Origin of the sequence: Vibrio coralliirubri, from assembly GCF_024347375.1 — a bacterium.
In the GTDB taxonomy this organism is placed as follows: domain Bacteria; phylum Pseudomonadota; class Gammaproteobacteria; order Enterobacterales; family Vibrionaceae; genus Vibrio; species Vibrio coralliirubri.
Genome location: NZ_AP025471.1, coordinates 1,955,572 through 1,973,171, shown reverse-complemented (window position 1 = coordinate 1,973,171; position 17,600 = coordinate 1,955,572). Strand labels below are relative to the sequence as shown.

Sequence of the window (17,600 nt, the reverse complement as noted above, 5' to 3'; positions counted from 1 at the left end):
GAGTCGATTTTAGCTCTCAGCCCTTAGATCCAACCGAACTCAAACCACTATCCACCGCCGAGCTTTTGTATATAAAAACCAATTGATATGGTAATAATCACAACCTAACGATGTTTTTAGCTAACCACTTGTAAATCTTTCCAATTTTGAAAAAATAAATTACGCAAATGTACTGGAACTTTTTCCTCGAAATCAGTGACCAATACTCAAAATAAAAATCAAATGGATACCCAGAGAGTCCAAAATGCACAAATCAAATTTCGAAGTCCTTCAAAACTATCTAGAGTCTCAAATTATTGGTCAGAAAGAGCTCGTTAAGCAACTGATGATCGCCCTTTTAGCGGATGGTCATATCCTCGTTGAAGGGCCTCCCGGCTTAGCAAAAACTCGCGCAGTAAAATCATTGGCTGACTGTGTTGAGGGTGACTTCCACCGTATTCAATTCACTCCCGATCTATTACCAGCTGACTTGACGGGTACCGACATTTTTCGTCCTGAGACTGGGGAGTTCACTTTCCAATCAGGTCCGATTTTCAACTCGTTGATTCTAGCGGATGAGATCAACCGTGCTCCGGCGAAAGTTCAAGCGGCAATGCTAGAAGCAATGGCAGAGAAACAAGTGACTGCCGGTCGAAAAACCTATGCGCTGCCTGAGCTATTTTTGGTAATGGCAACACAGAACCCAATTGAACAAGAAGGGACTTACCCGCTACCGGAAGCTCAGTTAGACCGATTCTTGCTTCACCTAGAAGTTGAATACCCAGATATGGAAAGCGAGCTGGAGATCTTACGACTCAACCGTGGTGAGGCTCAAGGCAACGAGTCAGCTCAGCCACAAGAGATATCTCAGCAAACGATCTTTGAAGCGCGCCAAGAAGTGCTCAACATTCACATGGCAGACACCATTGAGCAGTACATCATCAGACTGGTAATGGCGACTCGCCAACCTAAGCAATACAGCGACCAACTTGATCAATGGTTAGACATGGGTGTCAGCCCGCGTGCAACCATTGCGTTAGACCGTTGTGCCCGCGCTCACGCTTGGCTTGCAGGACGAGATTACGTCACACCCCAAGATGTTCAAGCGATGGCATTCCCTGTATTACGCCACCGTCTACTGCGCAGCTACCACGCACAAGCTGAAGGTGTCACCGCAAACCAAGTGATCGCACACCTTATTTCATTGGTTGGCAGCGCATAGGGATACGCGCATGAATAATCAACTACCCAACCATGGTGACGGTGTCACTTTAAATCTAGATGAGCTGCTGCAATACAAAGCGCAGTCTGTTCGCTGGTTGCCTCCAGCCAAGAGCCTTTGGTCGCAGCTTAACGGTCAACACGAGAGCAACCGTAAAGGTCGCGGGATGAATTTCTCTGAAGTTCGTCAATATCAGGCGGGTGACGATATCCGCAGCATTGATTGGCGTGTGACAGCCAGAACGGGCAAGGCGCATACCAAGCTTTTCTCTGAAGAGAGAGAACAGCCTGTCATTTTGTTCTTGGACCTATCAAGCAGTATGATTTTCGGCTCAACCTTGTTGCTGAAATCAGTTCAACTTGCTCACTTTGCTAGCCAACTGTGCTGGCTTACTGTGGCTCAAAAAGATCGAATTGGTGCGGTGATCGATACTGGCAAAGAGGTCATTGAGATTAAACCAAGTGCAAGCAACCATGCTCCACTGCGTATTTTGCAAAAAGTCATAGAAATCAATAACACGGCACTGTCTAATCACGACAATCATAATGACACGACCTTAGAGCATGGACTGAAATCTCTGCACCAGCTTTGCCCTAAAGGAAGCGATATTATTATGCTCAGTGACTTTGTGCGCTACCAAGAAAGTGACTACTCACTTATCAGTCAAATTCGCCGACACAACAGAGTACGTCTGGTGCATTTCTACGATCCGTTAGAGCAAGGTGAAACCGCCTATAAAGGTTCTAAACAGGTCACCGATGACAGCAAAACTCAATGGTTTAATTTCTCTTCTAATAAAGAAAAGCAAAAGCTTAACCATGCTTTTTCGCTTAAGAAACACCAGCTGCAACAGATGGGGTTGTCTCTCGCGATACCTTATAGCTCGCTGTCGAGTGCGCAGTCACTCATGAGCCAGATATCAGGAGCTCAGTCATGAAACAGCCCTTAGATTTAAGTCCGGTTATTGCGCCAGACGCACCGACTTGGTGGCCTTTAGCGTGGGGTTGGTGGGCAGTAATTATCACAGCCATTGCCCTGATTGCTTGTGTGTTTTTCATTCTAAAGCGTAGAAAAAACAATCAACAGGCGAAGCAAGAAGCGCTGTCTTACTTTAGTAATAGTCAGTCCCAAGATGGCTTGTCTCCGAGCAAAGCTCAAGACATCGTTCGTCAAGCAGCACTGAGCTATTTCCCACGCGAAAAAATTGCAGGCTTGTCTGGTGATGATTGGTTGACGTTCTTAGATGCGCAATTGGCGAAGCCGTTATTTGTAGCAAAACAATCCCAGTGGCAACAAGCGCTCTATCAAGATGCAGCCCTAATGAACGACGACCAGAAAAAGGCTCAACAGCAATTGGTTAATGACTGCGAAGTGTGGCTTCGTACAGCCCTTCCTCCAAAGCGAGGTCGTTATGAGTGATTTTCTAAGCACTATGTTTCTAAGCAGGGACTTGCTAAACATCGAGTTCGTTTGGTGGTGGATGTTGTTCCTCGCGCCACTGCCGTTGCTCGTTTACTTGTTCTCACCAAAGTCAGAATCAAGCAATGCCCTAAGGCTTCCATTTCTGCCCGAAGACAGCAACACAAAAACACCGAGCAGTCGTTTACCAAAGGCGTTGTCCGTGATTATCTGGCTTCTGCTGGTTACGGCGAGTGCACGCCCTGTATGGTATGGCGAACCGGTAGAGTTTCAACCGAAGCATCGTGATTTGATGTTGGTTGTCGACCTCTCCTACTCGATGAGCCAAGAAGACATGCAGTTCAATGGCGAATACATCGACCGCTTGTCGGCTGTGAAACGCGTATTGAGTGACTTTATTGAGCGACGAAAAGGCGACCGAGTGGGCCTTGTGCTATTTGCTGATCACGCCTACTTGCAGACTCCGCTTACACTAGATAGAAATACGCTTTCACAACAGCTCAATCAAGCGGTGTTAAAGCTTATCGGTACTCAAACCGCGATTGGTGATGGTATTGGCCTTGCCACCAAAACCTTTGTCGATAGCGGTGCCCCTCAGCGTGTAATGATTCTACTCAGCGACGGCAGTAATACCGCCGGGGTATTAGACCCGCTAGAAGCGGCGGATATTGCAAAAAAATACGATGCGACGATTTACACCGTGGGTGTCGGTGCAGGCGAGATGATGGTCAAAGAGTTCTTCATGACGCGTAAAGTCAATACTGCTCAAGATCTGGATGAACGCACACTAATGGAAATTGCCAAACGCACTGGCGGTCAGTACTTCCGTGCGCGTGACAGCAAAGAACTAGCGACGATTTACGACACCATTAACCAGTTAGAACCCGTGACGAACGCTACTAAGATCTGGCGACCACAACAAGAATGGTTTGTGTGGCCACTATCGGCGGCAATGTTCTTGGTATTTATGCTGTTAGCCATTAGGAGAAACAATGTCTAACTTTACTTTTATCTACCCATATTGGTTCTTGGCGCTTGCCGTGCTGCCCGCTATTTGGTGGCTGAGCAAGAGACAATCCAAACAAGGATTACTCGCGTCACACATCGCTCGATACTTGGCGCCAGAATCGAGTAAGCCGTCGAATAATCGCAGTACTTACTTCGGTATCTGGTGGCTGGTCGGCGTTATTGCATTAGCCGGGCCAAGCTTCGAGAAAAACGAACAGACGAGCTTTGAAAAAACGCAGGCACGAGTTGTGATCATGGATATGTCGATGTCTATGTATGCCACCGACATTAAGCCGAATCGCTTAACTCAAGCCCGATACAAGGCACTGGATCTGCTTTCATTGTGGCAGGAAGGGCTAACAGGCATGGTGGCGTATGCTGGAGATGCTTACACCATTAGCCCGCTAACGTCAGACATAAACACCATCAAGAACCTAGTCCCTAACCTATCGCCAGATATCATGCCTTATCAAGGCGGTGATGCCGCATCAGCCGTTAAGCTTGCGATTGATATGATGACTCGCGCTCATATCTACCAAGGCGATCTAGTTCTGATTGCTGACGATATTGATGCTCAAGAGAAGAAACAGATCGACTCGCTACTCTCTGGCAACGATTGGACATTGTCGATTCTAGCTGTAGGGAGTGAAAGCGGTGCGCCAATCTCGTTACCTACGGGGTCGATGCTGCAAAGCGACTCAGGACAAACCGTGGTGGCAAGAACCAACTTGAAGAACATGCGCGAGCTTACACGCAGCTATGGTGGCACGTTCACTGAAGTTCAATTTGATAACTCAGATGTTGAACACATCGCGAACTACCTCGACCGAGTTGCAACAACATCGGAAGTCACCAAGACCAACAACTCACTCAACACCAGAGTGAACAACGGTTTCTGGTTACTGCCTTTGCTATTACTTCCGGCACTTGGGTTATTCAGGAAAGGGGTTATTTGGTGTGCCTTAGCTGGAGTGATCTCTTTTAGCCAACCAAATACTGCGTTTGCAAATCCGTGGAAAACCGATGATCAAGTAGGCTATCAGTTGTATCAGGACGAGGACTTCCAACAAGCTGCTGAACAGTTCACCCAGCAAGAATGGAAAGGCATTGCTCAATACAAAGCCGGTGATTTCGAAGCCGCAGAGCAGACGCTGCAAGACCTTTCTGGTGAAGATGCTCGCTACAACCTTGCTAACTCCCAAGCCCAACAAGGTAAGTACGACCAAGCGATACAAGAGTACAAACGTATTCTTGAAAGCAACCCTGAGCATGCTTATGCGAAGAAGAACTTAGAGGTCGTCGAACAAGCCCAGAAGAAGCAACAGCAACAGCAACAGCAACAGCAAGGCGATTCTGAATCCAAAGACCAGAAAGACCAAAACCAGCAAGGTCAGCAAGGTCAGCAAGGTCAGCAAGGTCAGCAAGGTCAGCAAGGTCAGCAAGGTCAGCAAGGTCAGCAAGGTCAGCAAGGTCAGCAAGGTCAGAAAAATGATTCTTCGCAAAGCTCTCAGGATCAACAACAAAGTTCCAGTAGCAAGTCGCAAGATCAAAGCAGTAACCAAGATCAACGCGGTAGCCAAGACCAAAACTCATCTCAAGGCCAACCTGAAAATCACTCTAACTCTGAAAAGTCTAAACAAGACGACAAGCAAGCCGCTCAACAAAGTAAGAGTGATCAGCCGAAACAGAGTGACCAAGAAGGCGCTACACCTCAAAGTGCTAGCGCACAACAAGCTTCAAAAGAAGATGGTGAGCAAAGTGGTCAGCAAGCTGTAGCACAAACCTCAGATCAACCTCTGTCAAGCGACCCTGACATGCGAAAACTTGAGCAAGTAGAAAGCGCCCGTGACCCGAGCCAACTGCTTAAAGCGCAAATGATTTTACAAGCACGACAAAAAAGTGCTCCTAACAACCAGAATAAAAAGTGGTAACCATGCGATTTCTAAACAAGCCATTTTTATCCGTCCTCCTAACATTGTTGTTGGGAGCTTTCTCGTCCTTCTCAGCCTTGGCTGCAAACGCCGTGGCAAGTGTTTCACATAACAGCGTCACCAAAGATGAAGTATTCCTTCTTAGAGTCGCAACCGATGAAAAGGTCTCTTCTGATGCTCTAGATCTAACGGCGCTCCAGCAGGATTTCTATGTCGGCACACCAAGCTTTGGGTCGTCGATGCGAATCGTCAATGGCAGCCGTTCGGTGTCAAGTGAATGGAACATCAGCCTTGCTCCACTGCGTTTGGGAAAGATACAAATACCTAGTTTCGATATTGAAGGGGCGAAAACCAAGCCAATCACCATCAATGTTGCCGTTAATAAAGCTGCGCCCACTCAACATGACATGGCAGAGTTTCAACTTAATCTCAGCAAGAACTCGCTGTACCCACAAGAAGTGGCCGAGCTTGATGTAAAACTCATCATCAAAGCTGACCCTAGAAGGCTGCAAGATCCTAAAATTGCGCCACCGAGCTCGCCGGGCTTAGATGTGGAACCTATTGGTGAGTCCAAGCAATTTCAAGATGTTCTCAATGGACAAGAGGTGACGGTAGTTCAACAATCTTTCCGTATCTCTTCACAAAAGGCCGGACAGTTTAAGCTGAACGGGCCGAAGCTGACTGGAGCCGTTGTTTATTCAACCAACAACTCCAGTACAACGCGTCTGTTCCAACTCGACACGCCCGTTGAAACCTTAGATGTCACCGTCAAAGAGGTGCCAAAAGGCTACCAAGGTGAGTGGTTACCAACATCAAACTTCAAACTGATTCAACAATGGTCAGATAGCCAAGGCAATCAACTGGGAAATAGTAATGGTTTAGAAGGCGGTAACCCAACCATTGAAATGGAAGCGGGTGATTCGTTAACTCGTACCATCACGATGACGGCTAGCAACTTAACGCAACACCAGCTGCCAAAACTGAATATCACCTACCCTAAATCGGTACGTGTTTATGAAGAGAAGCCGCAATTTGGCACAACTCAGTCAGGTGATGCTGTCGTTGTTTACAAGCAAGTATTGATTCCGAAAGAGGCTGGACATATCTCGCTTCCTGATGTGTCTCAAGCTTGGTTTAACACCGATTTGCAATCAGAACAAACCAGCAAAGCGCAGGGGCTAGAGTTAGCGGTAAAAGCAAGTGATCGCGCAGCGTCAAGCACTCCACCAGTGACTGCTACGCCCGCCCAACAAGCAAGTCCGACGGTTGTTACTGTGGATAGCCCTGGGATCTGGCCTTATCTCACCGCTCTGTTTGCTGTTTTATGGTTAATCAGCTCAGCGATGGCTTTCTATTTCTGGTCACGACGTGGTGTCACGACAAAACCAACACGCATAGTTGAACGTCAATCAGATATAGCAGAAGCGCTTATTGAAGCGCTGAAAGCGAAAGATGGCGTGATGACCAGAACCTTGTTTGAACAGTGGCAAGCTGAAAACCCAGACTTGAGTGACGAGACAATAGAAGTGATTGAAACTGAGCTAACCAAGCTCAATCAGAGCCTCTATGCTGAAGCTGATTCACCAAGTCAGTCATGGGATCCTTCTGAGGCAGTCAAAGCAGTTAAAAAACCAAAGCGAGTCCCAAGCAAAACGCGTAAAAGCTCACTAGAAACACTTTAATTAACCAGAAAAACTATAACTGGTAGAAAAATGAAGCCGTGATGACCACATTGGGATCATCACGGCTTCATTCGTTTTACGCTAAGAAGAGACAGATACCGCACTAAGAAATTGAAACTGAGACCTTTTTACGTTTCAACGCAGAAACGATTCGATTTCTCCCAGAGTCTTTGGCTTGATACAAGGCTTTATCCGCCTTGCCATACAGTAGGTCGAAGTCAAACTGGTGCTGATCAGAAGTTATCGAGGCATACCCGACAGACGCAGTTAAATACTGGCTGGTACTGCTTTCACAATGGAGGATCTTCGCCTCTTCAATGCATTTTCTGATCGACTCTGCACGCCGCTTGGTTTCAGAGTGATGGGTGTCGATCATCAACAACATAAACTCCTCTCCCCCAATACGACAGAAGGTCTCTTGTTCACTATAAACATGGTTATTCAGTATCTTACCTATCGAGCGTAAAGCAGCGTCACCTTCGGTATGGCCATAAACACTGTTGTACAAGCCAAAGTGATCGAGATCGACAAGGATCAGTCCAAATGTGACTTCATGTTGTGTGGCAAACGCCCCTTGATCGTCACAATTTAGATCTTCTAACACCTGCGACAGCATACGACGATTTCCAAGGCGCGTCAGCGGGTCTAATTTAGAAATGATATCCAACTGTTCATTGGCTCTTTCAAGCTCTTGAGTGCGCTTACTGACCTCTTGCTCAAGCGTTTCATTGAGCTTTTTAAGCTCCTCTTGTGCCATGGTTCTTTGCAGCACCTCAGCAAGGCTAGAGGCGAAGATACGAATCACTTCGCGAAGCTGGGAAGTTAAAGGGCTGCGTGTTAACAAGTTATCGGCGGCAATAAACGCAATCGGCTCACCCGTATTGGTGGTGAGCATGGTCATGGCCGTCCAACCTACCCCAACAATATTAAAGTCATGATAGATAGGTACTGATTCTTCAAAGGCGACTTGATTGGGACAAGCGCGAGCCGCTGAAACAATGTTGCGCTCCACCAGCTCTGAACGATAGTAGGACTCGTCGACAATATCGCCGTTTATATCCGTACCCCATGTACCTTGCATGTAGCTGCAATTCTTATCCGTCAGGAAAACCGCCAATCGGTCGATGCCTAAGTGTTGAATAGCAAAGCTAACCGCAGACTTACACACCTCACTAACACTGTCGCAGCGAGACAACTCAACCATGCTCGAGTGCAGCATGCGTATGTTCTGTTCTTGGCGTTTACGAATGTATATCTGAGAGAGCAGCGAGCCGAAGGACTCAAGCATCTGCTTTTGATAATTGGTAATGGGTGAACGGTGGATGTAGTTATCCATCGCAATCCAGCCGACCGGTTTATCCCCTTCACGCAAGATAAGCATCCCATTCCAACCCTGCCCCACCACCTTGCCTTCGGTGTAGAGTGGCGCTTGTTCAATAATGACTAAGTTGGTGTGGTTGTCAGACAGCGCCTCAATGTATTCGGCCTCAAGCTGGTGTAAATCATATTGAGTATGATGTTCACTGTTGGTTTTACCCGTTTCATCCGTGCCGTAAGTACCACTAAAGCAACGCTTTTTCATATCAAGCAACATGAAGATCGCACGATCAAAGCCTAGGCGATCGCGTACGGCTTCTACTGATGCTTTATAGAGTGCATCTAAAGTTTCGGGGTTCGAGAGCTCTAACGCGACCTGATGAACCAACTTCATATTCTCTACAAACAATTCACGAAGCTTAATCTCATCAAGGTATTGAGCTTCACGCGTATCTCTGTGTTTGATCTCAAGTGCCGCGTTCTTCTCAGCACGAATACACTGCCAGCGAGCGGCGGCAAGTTGAAGAACATCTAGATCTTGGTCAAAGGTTTGATTGATCTTTTCGACATCGCAATTTTGAACAATTAAATAAGTTCTACAGGCAGGCGCATTGTCGAGCATCATGATGAACGACTCCCCACCGAGCACTTTTATGTGATCCCAGTTACAAGTATTGATTGCCATAGGTAAAACACCGTCTGCGGTATCGAACTGTGAAACCCAAGGCCAAAATGTAGAGGGGTAATTCTCAAGAGGGGTTAACTCACCGTAACAAAACAACGGCAACGAATCGCTTTCCGGTATCGGCTCAGCAAATATCCCTATCCCTTTTGGAGCAAGTATTTTAGCTAAGTACTCAAAAAGAGACTCTGCCAATAAACGGTGATCGCGCGTAGCAGATATTTGTTTTGCAAAGGCTTTTACAGGCACAGCTTCCGTCCATTGGCTATTGAGAATACAGCAAAAATACAGAAGCCTTGATATGCAATCAATGTAACTAAAAATGAGATGTTAAGCGGGTCGCAATTTCACTTTTTACATTATCACAAGCATGAGAAGGACTACAAAAATGGGATTTCCTGCCCAAAATTTCATCGACATTGGGGCTTTTTTAGATGCATAAAAAAGCCCCACATAAAGTGGGGCAAAACTTCCATCGCTTATAGTTATAGTGATAATTCTGTCGATCTATTCGATTATCTAACCTGCGTATCAGTTAGCGCACTGGTTTTGCTAAAAGGCCAAACACAGCACTTAAATAATCAATTAACCAAAGTCACCGTTTACGTAACCTTTAGTACGATCATCTTTTGGTTCGCTGAAGATAACACTCGTTTCGTTGTGCTCTACAAGCTCTCCCATTAGGAAGAAAGCAGTACGGTCTGAAATACGACGCGCTTGCTGCATTGAGTGCGTTACGATAACGATAGTGAAGTCTTTCTTCAGGTCTTCCATCAATTCTTCAATCTTGTGCGTCGCGATTGGGTCAAGAGCCGATGTCGGTTCATCCATCAGGATTACATCCGGTTCCATTGCAATTGTACGAGCGATACATAGACGTTGTTGCTGACCACCAGACAAGCCAAATGCGTGTGCTTTAAGACGATCTTTTACTTCGTCCCAAAGTGCTGCACTGCGCAGTGAGCTTTCTACTACTTCATCAATGTGCTTCTTGTCTTTGATGCCTTGAGCACGCAAGCCGTAAGCCACGTTCTCGTAGATGCTCATTGGGAATGGGTTTGGCTTTTGGAATACCATGCCTACACGAATACGTAGGTCAGCCACATCAATATTGCCGTAGATGTTTGTACCATCCATATCCAGCTTACCTTTAATAGTAACGCCTTCAATTAGGTCATTCATGCGGTTCAAGCAACGTAGTAGCGTTGACTTACCACAACCTGATGGGCCAATCAGTGCCGTAACCTGACGAGTTGGAATTGGCAGGTTGATAGATTTAAGCGCTTGGTTGTCGCCGTAAAACAGATCTAGGTTCTCAATATCAAATTTGTTCATGTTCGTAATCTCTAAATTCTTAAATTCGTGTCTAACTTGATGCTTTCTTTATCACGGGGGCTCTCTTTATTGATGAGCCAGCTAATGAGCTTAGTAAGTTGCCGTGTTGAAGCGTCTCGCAATCAGTTTTGTAACCATGTTGATCAAGAGAACCAATACGATTAGGACTGTCGCCGTGCCGTAGGCTTGGTTCCACTCATCGATAGTAAATAGCTCTGTTGTCAGCTTATATAGGTGAACCGTTAATGTACGGCCAGAATCGAATACCGACTCAGGAACACGTGCCACCATACCTGCTGTTAAAAATACAGGTGCTGATTCGCCAATTACACGACCAATACTAAGAATGACCGAAGTTAAGATACCTGGCATTGCGCTTGGTAAGATCAAACGCCAGATAGTGTAGATTTTTGAAGCGCCAAGGCCATATGAGCCTTCACGGTAAGTTTGTGGCACTGCCATCAATGCTTCTTCTGTAGTACGAATGATTACAGGAAGAATCAGGATACTTAGCGTTAGTGCACCCGACAGAATCGAGAAGCCAAGACCAAGAATCGAAACAAAGAAGGTCATACCGAACAGACCAAAGATGATCGATGGGATACCAGCTAACGACTCAGTACAGAATCGAATAACTTTCACCAACCGGCTACCTACTTTCGCATATTCAGTTAGGTATATCGCCGTCATGATGCCTAGTGGCGCGGCTACCGCAATCGATGCAATTACCATGTAGATCGTGGCAATGATCATTGGGAAAATACCACGCTCTTCACCAGTACGAGTGTAATCGTCAGTGATGAAGTTCCAATCTACGTATTGCAGACCGTTCGATAGGATGTACCAAATAATCCAGAATAAGAAACCAACGGTTACAGCTGCAGCTGCCCAGATAAAACCTTTTAGGATGTTATCTTTGGTTTGACGTGCTTGTTTTAGTTTTACGCGATCCATATTACTTATCCTCGCCTACTTCGCTTTTTCACGGTTAAGATAAAGTAGAGCACCATTTAACATCATGATGAACACTAGAAGTACAACACCTGTTGCGTACAGTGCGTTAGCGTGAACGCCACTTGCGTAAGACATTTCAATTGCAATGTTTGCTGTTAGCGTACGAGCAGAGTCCAAAATGCCTTCTGGCATTGCTGGCGCGTTACCCATAACCATGATGATAGCCATCGTTTCGCCAAGTGCGCGACCGATACCCAAAATCACACCAGTCATAATGCCTGAACGTGCAGCAGGAACGAGTAGCTTAAAAATCGTGTAGATTTTCGAAGCACCCAGTGCAAGTGAACCTTCTTTGTATGTACGAGGTACAGCACGAATCGAAGTTTCAGAAACCGTGATAACGGTAGGAAGAATCATGATACCCAGAACAATAATACCCGCCAGGATAGTGTTACCTGCTGGTACTTGGAAAATGTTCTGAATCATTGGAACGATAATTACCAGACCGAAGAAGCCGTAAACTACCGACGGGATACCCGCTAGAAGCTCAACTGCTGGTCGAATAATATCTGCAAGACGCTTTGGAGCAATCTCAGCAATAAAAATAGCGGTTAATACACCTACCGGCACACCAACAACTACAGCTCCAAGTGTCGAAACAATCGATGCAACAATCATAGTTGCAACACCGAATAGAGCTGGAGGTAACCAGTCAACACCCAGAACGATGCCAGAAACACCAGCCTCTTGGAATGCAGGGATACTCTCTGCAACGATAAAGTAAGCGATAACGGCTAGTGATACGATGCCGATTACAGCACTCGATAAGAACAAGCCGTGGAAGATTCTTTCTCTCCAGTCGATGCGCTTCTTAGCACGTAGACTTGGCTTGTTGATTTGAGTCGCTTCAGTATTCATAAGCTTTTCACTATTTGCGATGGTCATATATAAAATCTCAAACTTTGTGGCTCAATAAGAGCTCGAAATAACCAAAGTTGAAAGAAAAGGCTCAGCCTAAAGTAGGCTGAGCAATAATTAAGATTGAGTCAGTTAAAATTAGTTAACTGTGATGTAGCCTTTCTTACCAGCGATAGCTTGAGCTTCGTCTGCAACCATCCAGTCTAGGAATTGTTGAGTTTCAGCTGTTGGAGCGCCTGCTTTGTAAAGAACTAGGAATGGACGAGCAACTTTGTAAGAACCGTTCTTAACGTTGTCTACAGTCGCTTCTGCGCCGTCGATAGTTAGAGCTTGAACAGATTCGTCAACTGTACCTAGAGAGATAAAGCCGATTGCGTATGGGTTGCTTGCTACAGAAACTTTAAGTGCGCCATTACCGTTTGCAACTTGTGCACGTTGAGAGATAGCCGATACTTTCTTATCGCCAATCGTCTTCTTAAGCTTCATGATGTCTTCGAATGCACCACGTGTACCAGATGCTGTATCACGAGTGATTGCTACGATTGGTTTGTCAGCGCCGCCAACATCTTTCCAGTTAGTGATGTCGCCTTTGTAGATTGAAGTGATTTGCTCAGCAGTAAGAGCTGATACTTCGTTGTTCGGGTTAACAACAACTGCGATACCGTCACGAGCGATAACTAGCTCTTTCAGGTCAGCTGATTTTTCTTCTTCTTTTAGGTCACGAGAAGAGATACCAAGGTCAGCACTTCCATTTTTTGCTGCTTTGATGCCTGCAGAAGAACCTGGTGCTTGAATTTCGATGAACACTGGTTCGCCTTTATTCATGTAGGTTTCTGCAAAAACTTCAACCAGTGGAGAAGCACTGTTAGAGCCAACTACAGAGATAGTTTCTTTAGCTGAAGCTGTATTCACTGTTAGAGCGCCTAGTAGTGCGATTGCACCGATAACTGTCTTTTTCATCACAAATTTCCTTTAGTGGCGTTATTGCCGTAATGTTGTGTTTTACTTGAACGAGGCCTACTTTAGAATCCGAATATGACAGTTGTGTTTCACTTAATTGAAGCCTATATGACAACTGCAAATTAATGACAAATTTCTTCCCTCAACGATGAATTGATAATCGCACACTTATCAGGGGCTTTGTTGCGTAATTAAATTTAGAGATAGAGCCAACCCGTTTCGCTTGTTTCTTAGTCAATACGACAAGTTTCAGGCATACCTAACCCAGTAAGCTTGTTCAACGCTTTTATCATCGCGTAAGTTTCACCCACCTGGGCATTGTAATTTCTTAAGCTCAGTTTCCCTCCTAGCAACTGTTTAACTCGATACATCGCTGTTTCTGAGAGTGAACGTTTGTGGTATCCATACCGCTCTTTCCAATACTTATTTGAGTCGTATAATTTCTGGCAACCCACGGCGAAATTTCGAGGGTGACCACGCTCCCAGAAGGCAGCCCCTTCTCTTGGGGGAATAAGCGCAATAGCTCCCTTAATCTTAATAGCAGCGTGACACGCTCTCGTGTCGTAAGCGCCATCACCAGACACCTCAAGGATACTTCGGCGTGTTTGTTTCAGTAAGTTCGGGAGTACTTCTCCATCTGTAACCGTCGATAAACTTAGCTCGGCGGCAATGATCTCATGAGTGTTGGTATCGACTGCAATATGCAGCTTTCGCCAGACTCTACGCTTGCCATCCGTCCCATGTTTTTTGACTTTCCATTCACCTTCGCCATAAACCTTAAGGCCAGTAGCATCAATGGCTAGGTGCTGTATCGCTCCTCTCGTTTTAGTCTTAAATGAAACCTCAACTTGCTTGGCTCTACGACTGATGCAGGTGTAATGCGGACAACTTAACGGTACATGGGCTAACCTAAATATCGAGTCGATAAATCCTTGCAGCGCTCTCAATGGCATAGAAAAAACTCGTTTGACCATGAGTGCTGTCGTGATAGCTAAATCACTGAACCGACGCGGCCTACCGCGCTTATTCTGTTTGCTTTGCGCCCATCCGCTTATTGCTTCTTCATCAATCCAAAAAGTCAGAGAACCACGGTTAATGAGTGATCGGTTGTATTGCTTCCAGTTGGTTGTTTTATAACGAGGCTTAGGCATAGGACTACGAGATAGAGTGGAGGTAGCTGATCAGATCGTAGGTTCTTGATTTAGTTCCATTGAATTACGCAACAAAGCCCTTATCAGGTGCACTCATTGGATGTCAATCTCACAACAATTTAAGTACCAAAATCTAGATTTTCCTCTCTATTTATATCGAACACTAACCAATATATTTCCCTATTAATCAATTAAGTAGCCTTAGCACGATGGATAGAAAAATGCACCTGCATCGTCATTTCGAACAATAAACAACCATCTATATCAAATACCTATCGCATATAACGAAATCAAAGACTTTACTGATTGAATTGTCAGTCTCATTAGTTAGAATCGCCAACTAATTCTAATAATAATAATTCTCATCTTTTTATTTTATTCAAAGAAGGACATTACATGCGCCAACTTCTCAGTGGCTTATCAATCAAAATACAAATTCTTATACCCGTACTATTTTCCGTTGTCTTACTTTTAGCCGGTGTCATTATCGGTGGTGAAAAGCTAGAAAGTGCATTCAAAGATGTGTCAGTAGCAACCGACCAGTTAATCTTGCATAAAGAAGAACTCAGCGAAATCGTCGACAACAGCTATGGCATGCGCATCAAAGCGATTTACAGTCTATTCAATGCTGATGACGTAAAAACACTGGTTGAAACACTAAACCAAAAACGAGATCAAAATACTCGCCTACTGAATTCATTAGACACAGTGCCAGGCATGCAAGATGAAGTAGCCGCGATGAACAAGGCGATGAATCACTATGTCGATTTTTCTCGCACCACCATGCTTCCTCTATTAAGAGCGAAACACGGCGATGCATCACTTTCTTCAGATTTTGAAAACCGCTACCAGGTCGCAATCGACCAATACCGACATGCAGGTAATGAAATGGTGCAAGCGATCAACACTCTGTCTAAAAAGCTGAATTTGCTTGCCACTCAAGAGGTCGATATCAACGGCCAGCAACACGCTAGCACGCTGACTACTGCGACCATTGCACTGTTGGTGATCCTGTCTGTAGCTCTAATTATCAGTTGGACGCTGGCTGGTATCATTGTTAAGCCGATCAGCAACATTCAAGAAACCATGCGCGAAGTGGCAAAAGGTAACTTGTTAGTTAAAGCAGAAGAGTATGGCGACAACGAAATCTCACGCCTAGCGCAAGACGTAAACCAGTCTGTTGAACAGCTGCGTGACACGGTAAGCTCGCTGTCTCGAATCAGTATCGAAGTAGCTTCTGCGTCGACAGAGCTAGCGGCGGTAATGACACAATCAAGCGTTAACTCAGACCAAGAGAAACAAGAAGTGGAACAAGTTGCTTCTGCTGTGAACCAATTAGAAAGCACAGCAGCACATGTTAACGAGAACGCAGTACAAGCCGACTCAGCGTCTAAGCAAGCTGACGAAATGGCGACACACAGCATGAGCTTGTTTAATGAAAGCAACAAAGCTAACGAACAGATGGCGATTCAGCTAAGCGAAGCTGCAAATGTAGTGGGCACGCTAAAAGAGCACTCTGAACAGATTGGTAAAGTGATTGAGGTTATTCAAAGTATCTCTGAACAAACTAACCTGCTTGCGCTTAACGCAGCAATCGAAGCCGCTCGCGCAGGTGAAAGCGGTCGTGGTTTCGCAGTGGTTGCTGATGAAGTTCGAATGCTAGCGGCACGTACACAAGATTCAACCAAAGAGATCCAAACCATCATAGAAGGTTTGCAGGTTCAATCCGGTAACGCGAATGAAAGCATGAGCAGCTCACTGGCTATGCTGGAGCACAACCAAACTCTTGCTGGGGAAGTAAGCGCAGCGCTTTCAGGCATTGCTAACTCGGTAACGGACATGACTGAGATTAATACTCAGGTTGCCTCTGCCGCCGAAGAGCAAAGCCAAGTAACCTCAGACATCAACCGTAATATCTCAAACATCTACAGCCTAGTAAGCCAAAACGTAACCGGCATTACTCAAGCCGCAGCAGCAAGCCACGAGCTATCTAACCTAGCCGAACAACAGAAGCAGCAGTTGGATTACTTTAAGGTATAGGGTTCAAGGTACGATTTAAGGCAACAGATTCAAGCTGTATGCTCTTTAGAACTCACCTATAAACAAAAAAACCAGCCATCATGGCTGGTTTTTCGCTTTTAGACACTACTGACCAGATTCAGCCGCTCGAATTCTTTCAATCGCTTCTACCCTTCTAAGCTGTTCTGGTAGGAAATGTTCAGTTCGAAGTTGCGCAATTGTCTCTTGTTGTTCGGTTTCTGATAAGGCTGAGTCGTTCAAAACATCATTCCGTTCTGCGAAGTAGACCTCTAACGAGCCTTCAAAGGCCGCTCTTTGTTTATCAAGTGCTTCAAGTCTTTGGGTTGCTTCTTCACCAACAAGTTCGCTTCTCTTTAAGTATTTACCCTGTTCATCGAGACCTTCAGAGCTAGAGAGCTGTTGGAGTAACACCTGATTCTGGTGACTCGACTGAACATAATCAGGTTGCTCAGATAAATAGGATTCAAGTCTTTGTTGGTATTCTTCATCCTCTAATCCCTCCTGTTTCAGAAGTAACTTTTCTAAGGCGATTTCTCTCATTCTGTTGTCATGCGTAAACAGAATACTTATCTCGCTCTCACTGAAAAACTGAGCTTGGAGGTCAAGGAGCGCTTGATTGAGTGCGCGTAGGTCATCAGCGGAAATGGATGTGGTATCGAATTGTACGTCCAACGATGTCAGTGCCGACTTATACTCTATATATTTGGCAAACAGTGCTTCATCGACCACGGCTGTTGATGATTGCTCGTGGTGTTTTGCTACATTGTCGCGAATATCTTCAAGGGTTAGTTCGGTATTACCGGACACGAAGTATTCCATCATGTCTTTGGCTGATGCGTTATCGATGTCGGTATCTTGCTGAGAGGTGACTTTCAATGAGGAGACGCGTTGTTCGTCGTCAGTATGTGTATCTTGATTATTTAGATATAAAAAGACCGCCGCTGTGCTCATCAGGGCTATCGTGGTTATCGACAAAATGGCGGTCTTTTTCATCATACTTTC

Annotated in this window: 14 protein-coding genes; 7 read left to right on the top strand and 7 right to left on the bottom strand. The window is 45.4% G+C overall.

The window, feature by feature from the left end:
* Positions 1 to 244: 244 nt before the first annotated feature.
* From OCV20_RS25490 to OCV20_RS25465, 6 genes are read left to right on the top strand one after another with little or no spacing between them, the layout of a single operon-like run.
* Positions 245 to 1,201 carry an AAA family ATPase gene (locus OCV20_RS25490; RefSeq protein WP_050652521.1) on the top strand — a complete coding sequence of 319 codons (957 nt, stop codon included), beginning with the start codon at positions 245 to 247 and terminating at the stop codon, positions 1,199 to 1,201.
* 10 nt (positions 1,202 to 1,211) lie between these two features.
* A complete protein-coding gene (locus OCV20_RS25485) occupies positions 1,212 to 2,138 on the top strand; it encodes a DUF58 domain-containing protein (RefSeq protein ID WP_086773575.1) in 927 nt (308 codons plus the stop codon).
* The gene (locus OCV20_RS25480; RefSeq protein WP_086773574.1) at positions 2,135 to 2,620 is read left to right on the top strand and encodes a DUF4381 domain-containing protein; all 486 of its coding nucleotides are present in this window, start codon (positions 2,135 to 2,137) and stop codon (positions 2,618 to 2,620) included. The genes OCV20_RS25485 and OCV20_RS25480 overlap by 4 nt, the downstream gene beginning before the upstream one ends.
* Positions 2,613 to 3,620: a vWA domain-containing protein gene (locus OCV20_RS25475; protein WP_086773573.1), complete on the top strand. Its 1,008-nt coding sequence runs from the start codon at positions 2,613 to 2,615 to the stop codon at positions 3,618 to 3,620. Before OCV20_RS25480 ends, OCV20_RS25475 begins: the two co-directional genes overlap by 8 nt.
* Complete coding sequence (locus OCV20_RS25470; RefSeq protein WP_086773572.1) at positions 3,613 to 5,559, top strand: vWA domain-containing protein; 1,947 nt, start codon at positions 3,613 to 3,615, stop codon at positions 5,557 to 5,559. The genes OCV20_RS25475 and OCV20_RS25470 overlap by 8 nt, the downstream gene beginning before the upstream one ends.
* Before the next feature lie 2 nt (positions 5,560 to 5,561).
* On the top strand, positions 5,562 to 7,241 hold the full coding sequence (locus tag OCV20_RS25465) for a BatD family protein (RefSeq protein ID WP_086773571.1): 1,680 nt from the start codon (positions 5,562 to 5,564) through the stop codon (positions 7,239 to 7,241).
* A gap of 103 nt (positions 7,242 to 7,344) precedes the next feature.
* On the opposite strand, the gene OCV20_RS25460 is transcribed toward OCV20_RS25465, so the two are convergent.
* From OCV20_RS25460 to OCV20_RS25435, 6 genes are all read right to left on the bottom strand, one after another.
* On the bottom strand, positions 7,345 to 9,489 hold the full coding sequence (locus OCV20_RS25460) for a sensor domain-containing diguanylate cyclase (protein ID WP_086773570.1): 2,145 nt from the start codon (positions 9,487 to 9,489) through the stop codon (positions 7,345 to 7,347).
* 336 nt (positions 9,490 to 9,825) lie between these two features.
* Positions 9,826 to 10,575 (bottom strand): phosphate ABC transporter ATP-binding protein PstB, encoded by a 750-nt coding sequence (gene pstB, locus OCV20_RS25455; protein WP_004732036.1) that lies wholly within the window; start codon positions 10,573 to 10,575, stop codon positions 9,826 to 9,828.
* A gap of 90 nt (positions 10,576 to 10,665) precedes the next feature.
* Positions 10,666 to 11,529: a phosphate ABC transporter permease PstA gene (gene pstA / locus OCV20_RS25450; protein WP_017064256.1), complete on the bottom strand. Its 864-nt coding sequence runs from the start codon at positions 11,527 to 11,529 to the stop codon at positions 10,666 to 10,668.
* A 15-nt stretch (positions 11,530 to 11,544) separates the two neighbouring features.
* Positions 11,545 to 12,474 (bottom strand): phosphate ABC transporter permease subunit PstC, encoded by a 930-nt coding sequence (gene pstC / locus OCV20_RS25445; protein ID WP_019822958.1) that lies wholly within the window; start codon positions 12,472 to 12,474, stop codon positions 11,545 to 11,547.
* Positions 12,475 to 12,585: 111 nt separating this feature from the next.
* On the bottom strand, positions 12,586 to 13,407 hold the full coding sequence (locus OCV20_RS25440) for a phosphate ABC transporter substrate-binding protein (protein WP_048614622.1): 822 nt from the start codon (positions 13,405 to 13,407) through the stop codon (positions 12,586 to 12,588).
* Positions 13,408 to 13,637: 230 nt separating this feature from the next.
* Positions 13,638 to 14,558, bottom strand: a complete 921-nt coding sequence (locus OCV20_RS25435) for an IS5 family transposase (RefSeq protein ID WP_086773621.1) — start codon at positions 14,556 to 14,558, stop codon at positions 13,638 to 13,640.
* 396 nt (positions 14,559 to 14,954) lie between these two features.
* Here OCV20_RS25435 and OCV20_RS25430 point away from each other — a divergent pair, with 396 nt between their 5' ends.
* Positions 14,955 to 16,598: a methyl-accepting chemotaxis protein gene (locus tag OCV20_RS25430; RefSeq protein ID WP_086774932.1), complete on the top strand. Its 1,644-nt coding sequence runs from the start codon at positions 14,955 to 14,957 to the stop codon at positions 16,596 to 16,598.
* A 105-nt stretch (positions 16,599 to 16,703) separates the two neighbouring features.
* Here the strand turns inward: OCV20_RS25430 and OCV20_RS25425 are convergent, their stop codons facing one another.
* Complete coding sequence (locus OCV20_RS25425; protein ID WP_086774931.1) at positions 16,704 to 17,591, bottom strand: lipase secretion chaperone; 888 nt, start codon at positions 17,589 to 17,591, stop codon at positions 16,704 to 16,706.
* Positions 17,592 to 17,600 lie beyond the last annotated feature (9 nt).

Coding starts and splice junctions, on each gene's coding strand:
- OCV20_RS25490 (WP_050652521.1), top strand. CDS start 245: ATGCACAAATCAAATTTCGAAGTCCTTCAAAACTATCTAGAGTCTCAA.
- OCV20_RS25485 (WP_086773575.1), top strand. CDS start 1,212: ATGAATAATCAACTACCCAACCATGGTGACGGTGTCACTTTAAATCTA.
- OCV20_RS25480 (WP_086773574.1), top strand. CDS start 2,135: ATGAAACAGCCCTTAGATTTAAGTCCGGTTATTGCGCCAGACGCACCG.
- OCV20_RS25475 (WP_086773573.1), top strand. CDS start 2,613: ATGAGTGATTTTCTAAGCACTATGTTTCTAAGCAGGGACTTGCTAAAC.
- OCV20_RS25470 (WP_086773572.1), top strand. CDS start 3,613: ATGTCTAACTTTACTTTTATCTACCCATATTGGTTCTTGGCGCTTGCC.
- OCV20_RS25465 (WP_086773571.1), top strand. CDS start 5,562: ATGCGATTTCTAAACAAGCCATTTTTATCCGTCCTCCTAACATTGTTG.
- pstB (WP_004732036.1), bottom strand. CDS start 10,575: ATGAACAAATTTGATATTGAGAACCTAGATCTGTTTTACGGCGACAAC.
- pstA (WP_017064256.1), bottom strand. CDS start 11,529: ATGGATCGCGTAAAACTAAAACAAGCACGTCAAACCAAAGATAACATC.
- pstC (WP_019822958.1), bottom strand. CDS start 12,474: ATGACCATCGCAAATAGTGAAAAGCTTATGAATACTGAAGCGACTCAA.
- OCV20_RS25440 (WP_048614622.1), bottom strand. CDS start 13,407: ATGAAAAAGACAGTTATCGGTGCAATCGCACTACTAGGCGCTCTAACA.
- OCV20_RS25435 (WP_086773621.1), bottom strand. CDS start 14,558: ATGCCTAAGCCTCGTTATAAAACAACCAACTGGAAGCAATACAACCGA.
- OCV20_RS25430 (WP_086774932.1), top strand. CDS start 14,955: ATGCGCCAACTTCTCAGTGGCTTATCAATCAAAATACAAATTCTTATA.
- OCV20_RS25425 (WP_086774931.1), bottom strand. CDS start 17,591: ATGAAAAAGACCGCCATTTTGTCGATAACCACGATAGCCCTGATGAGC.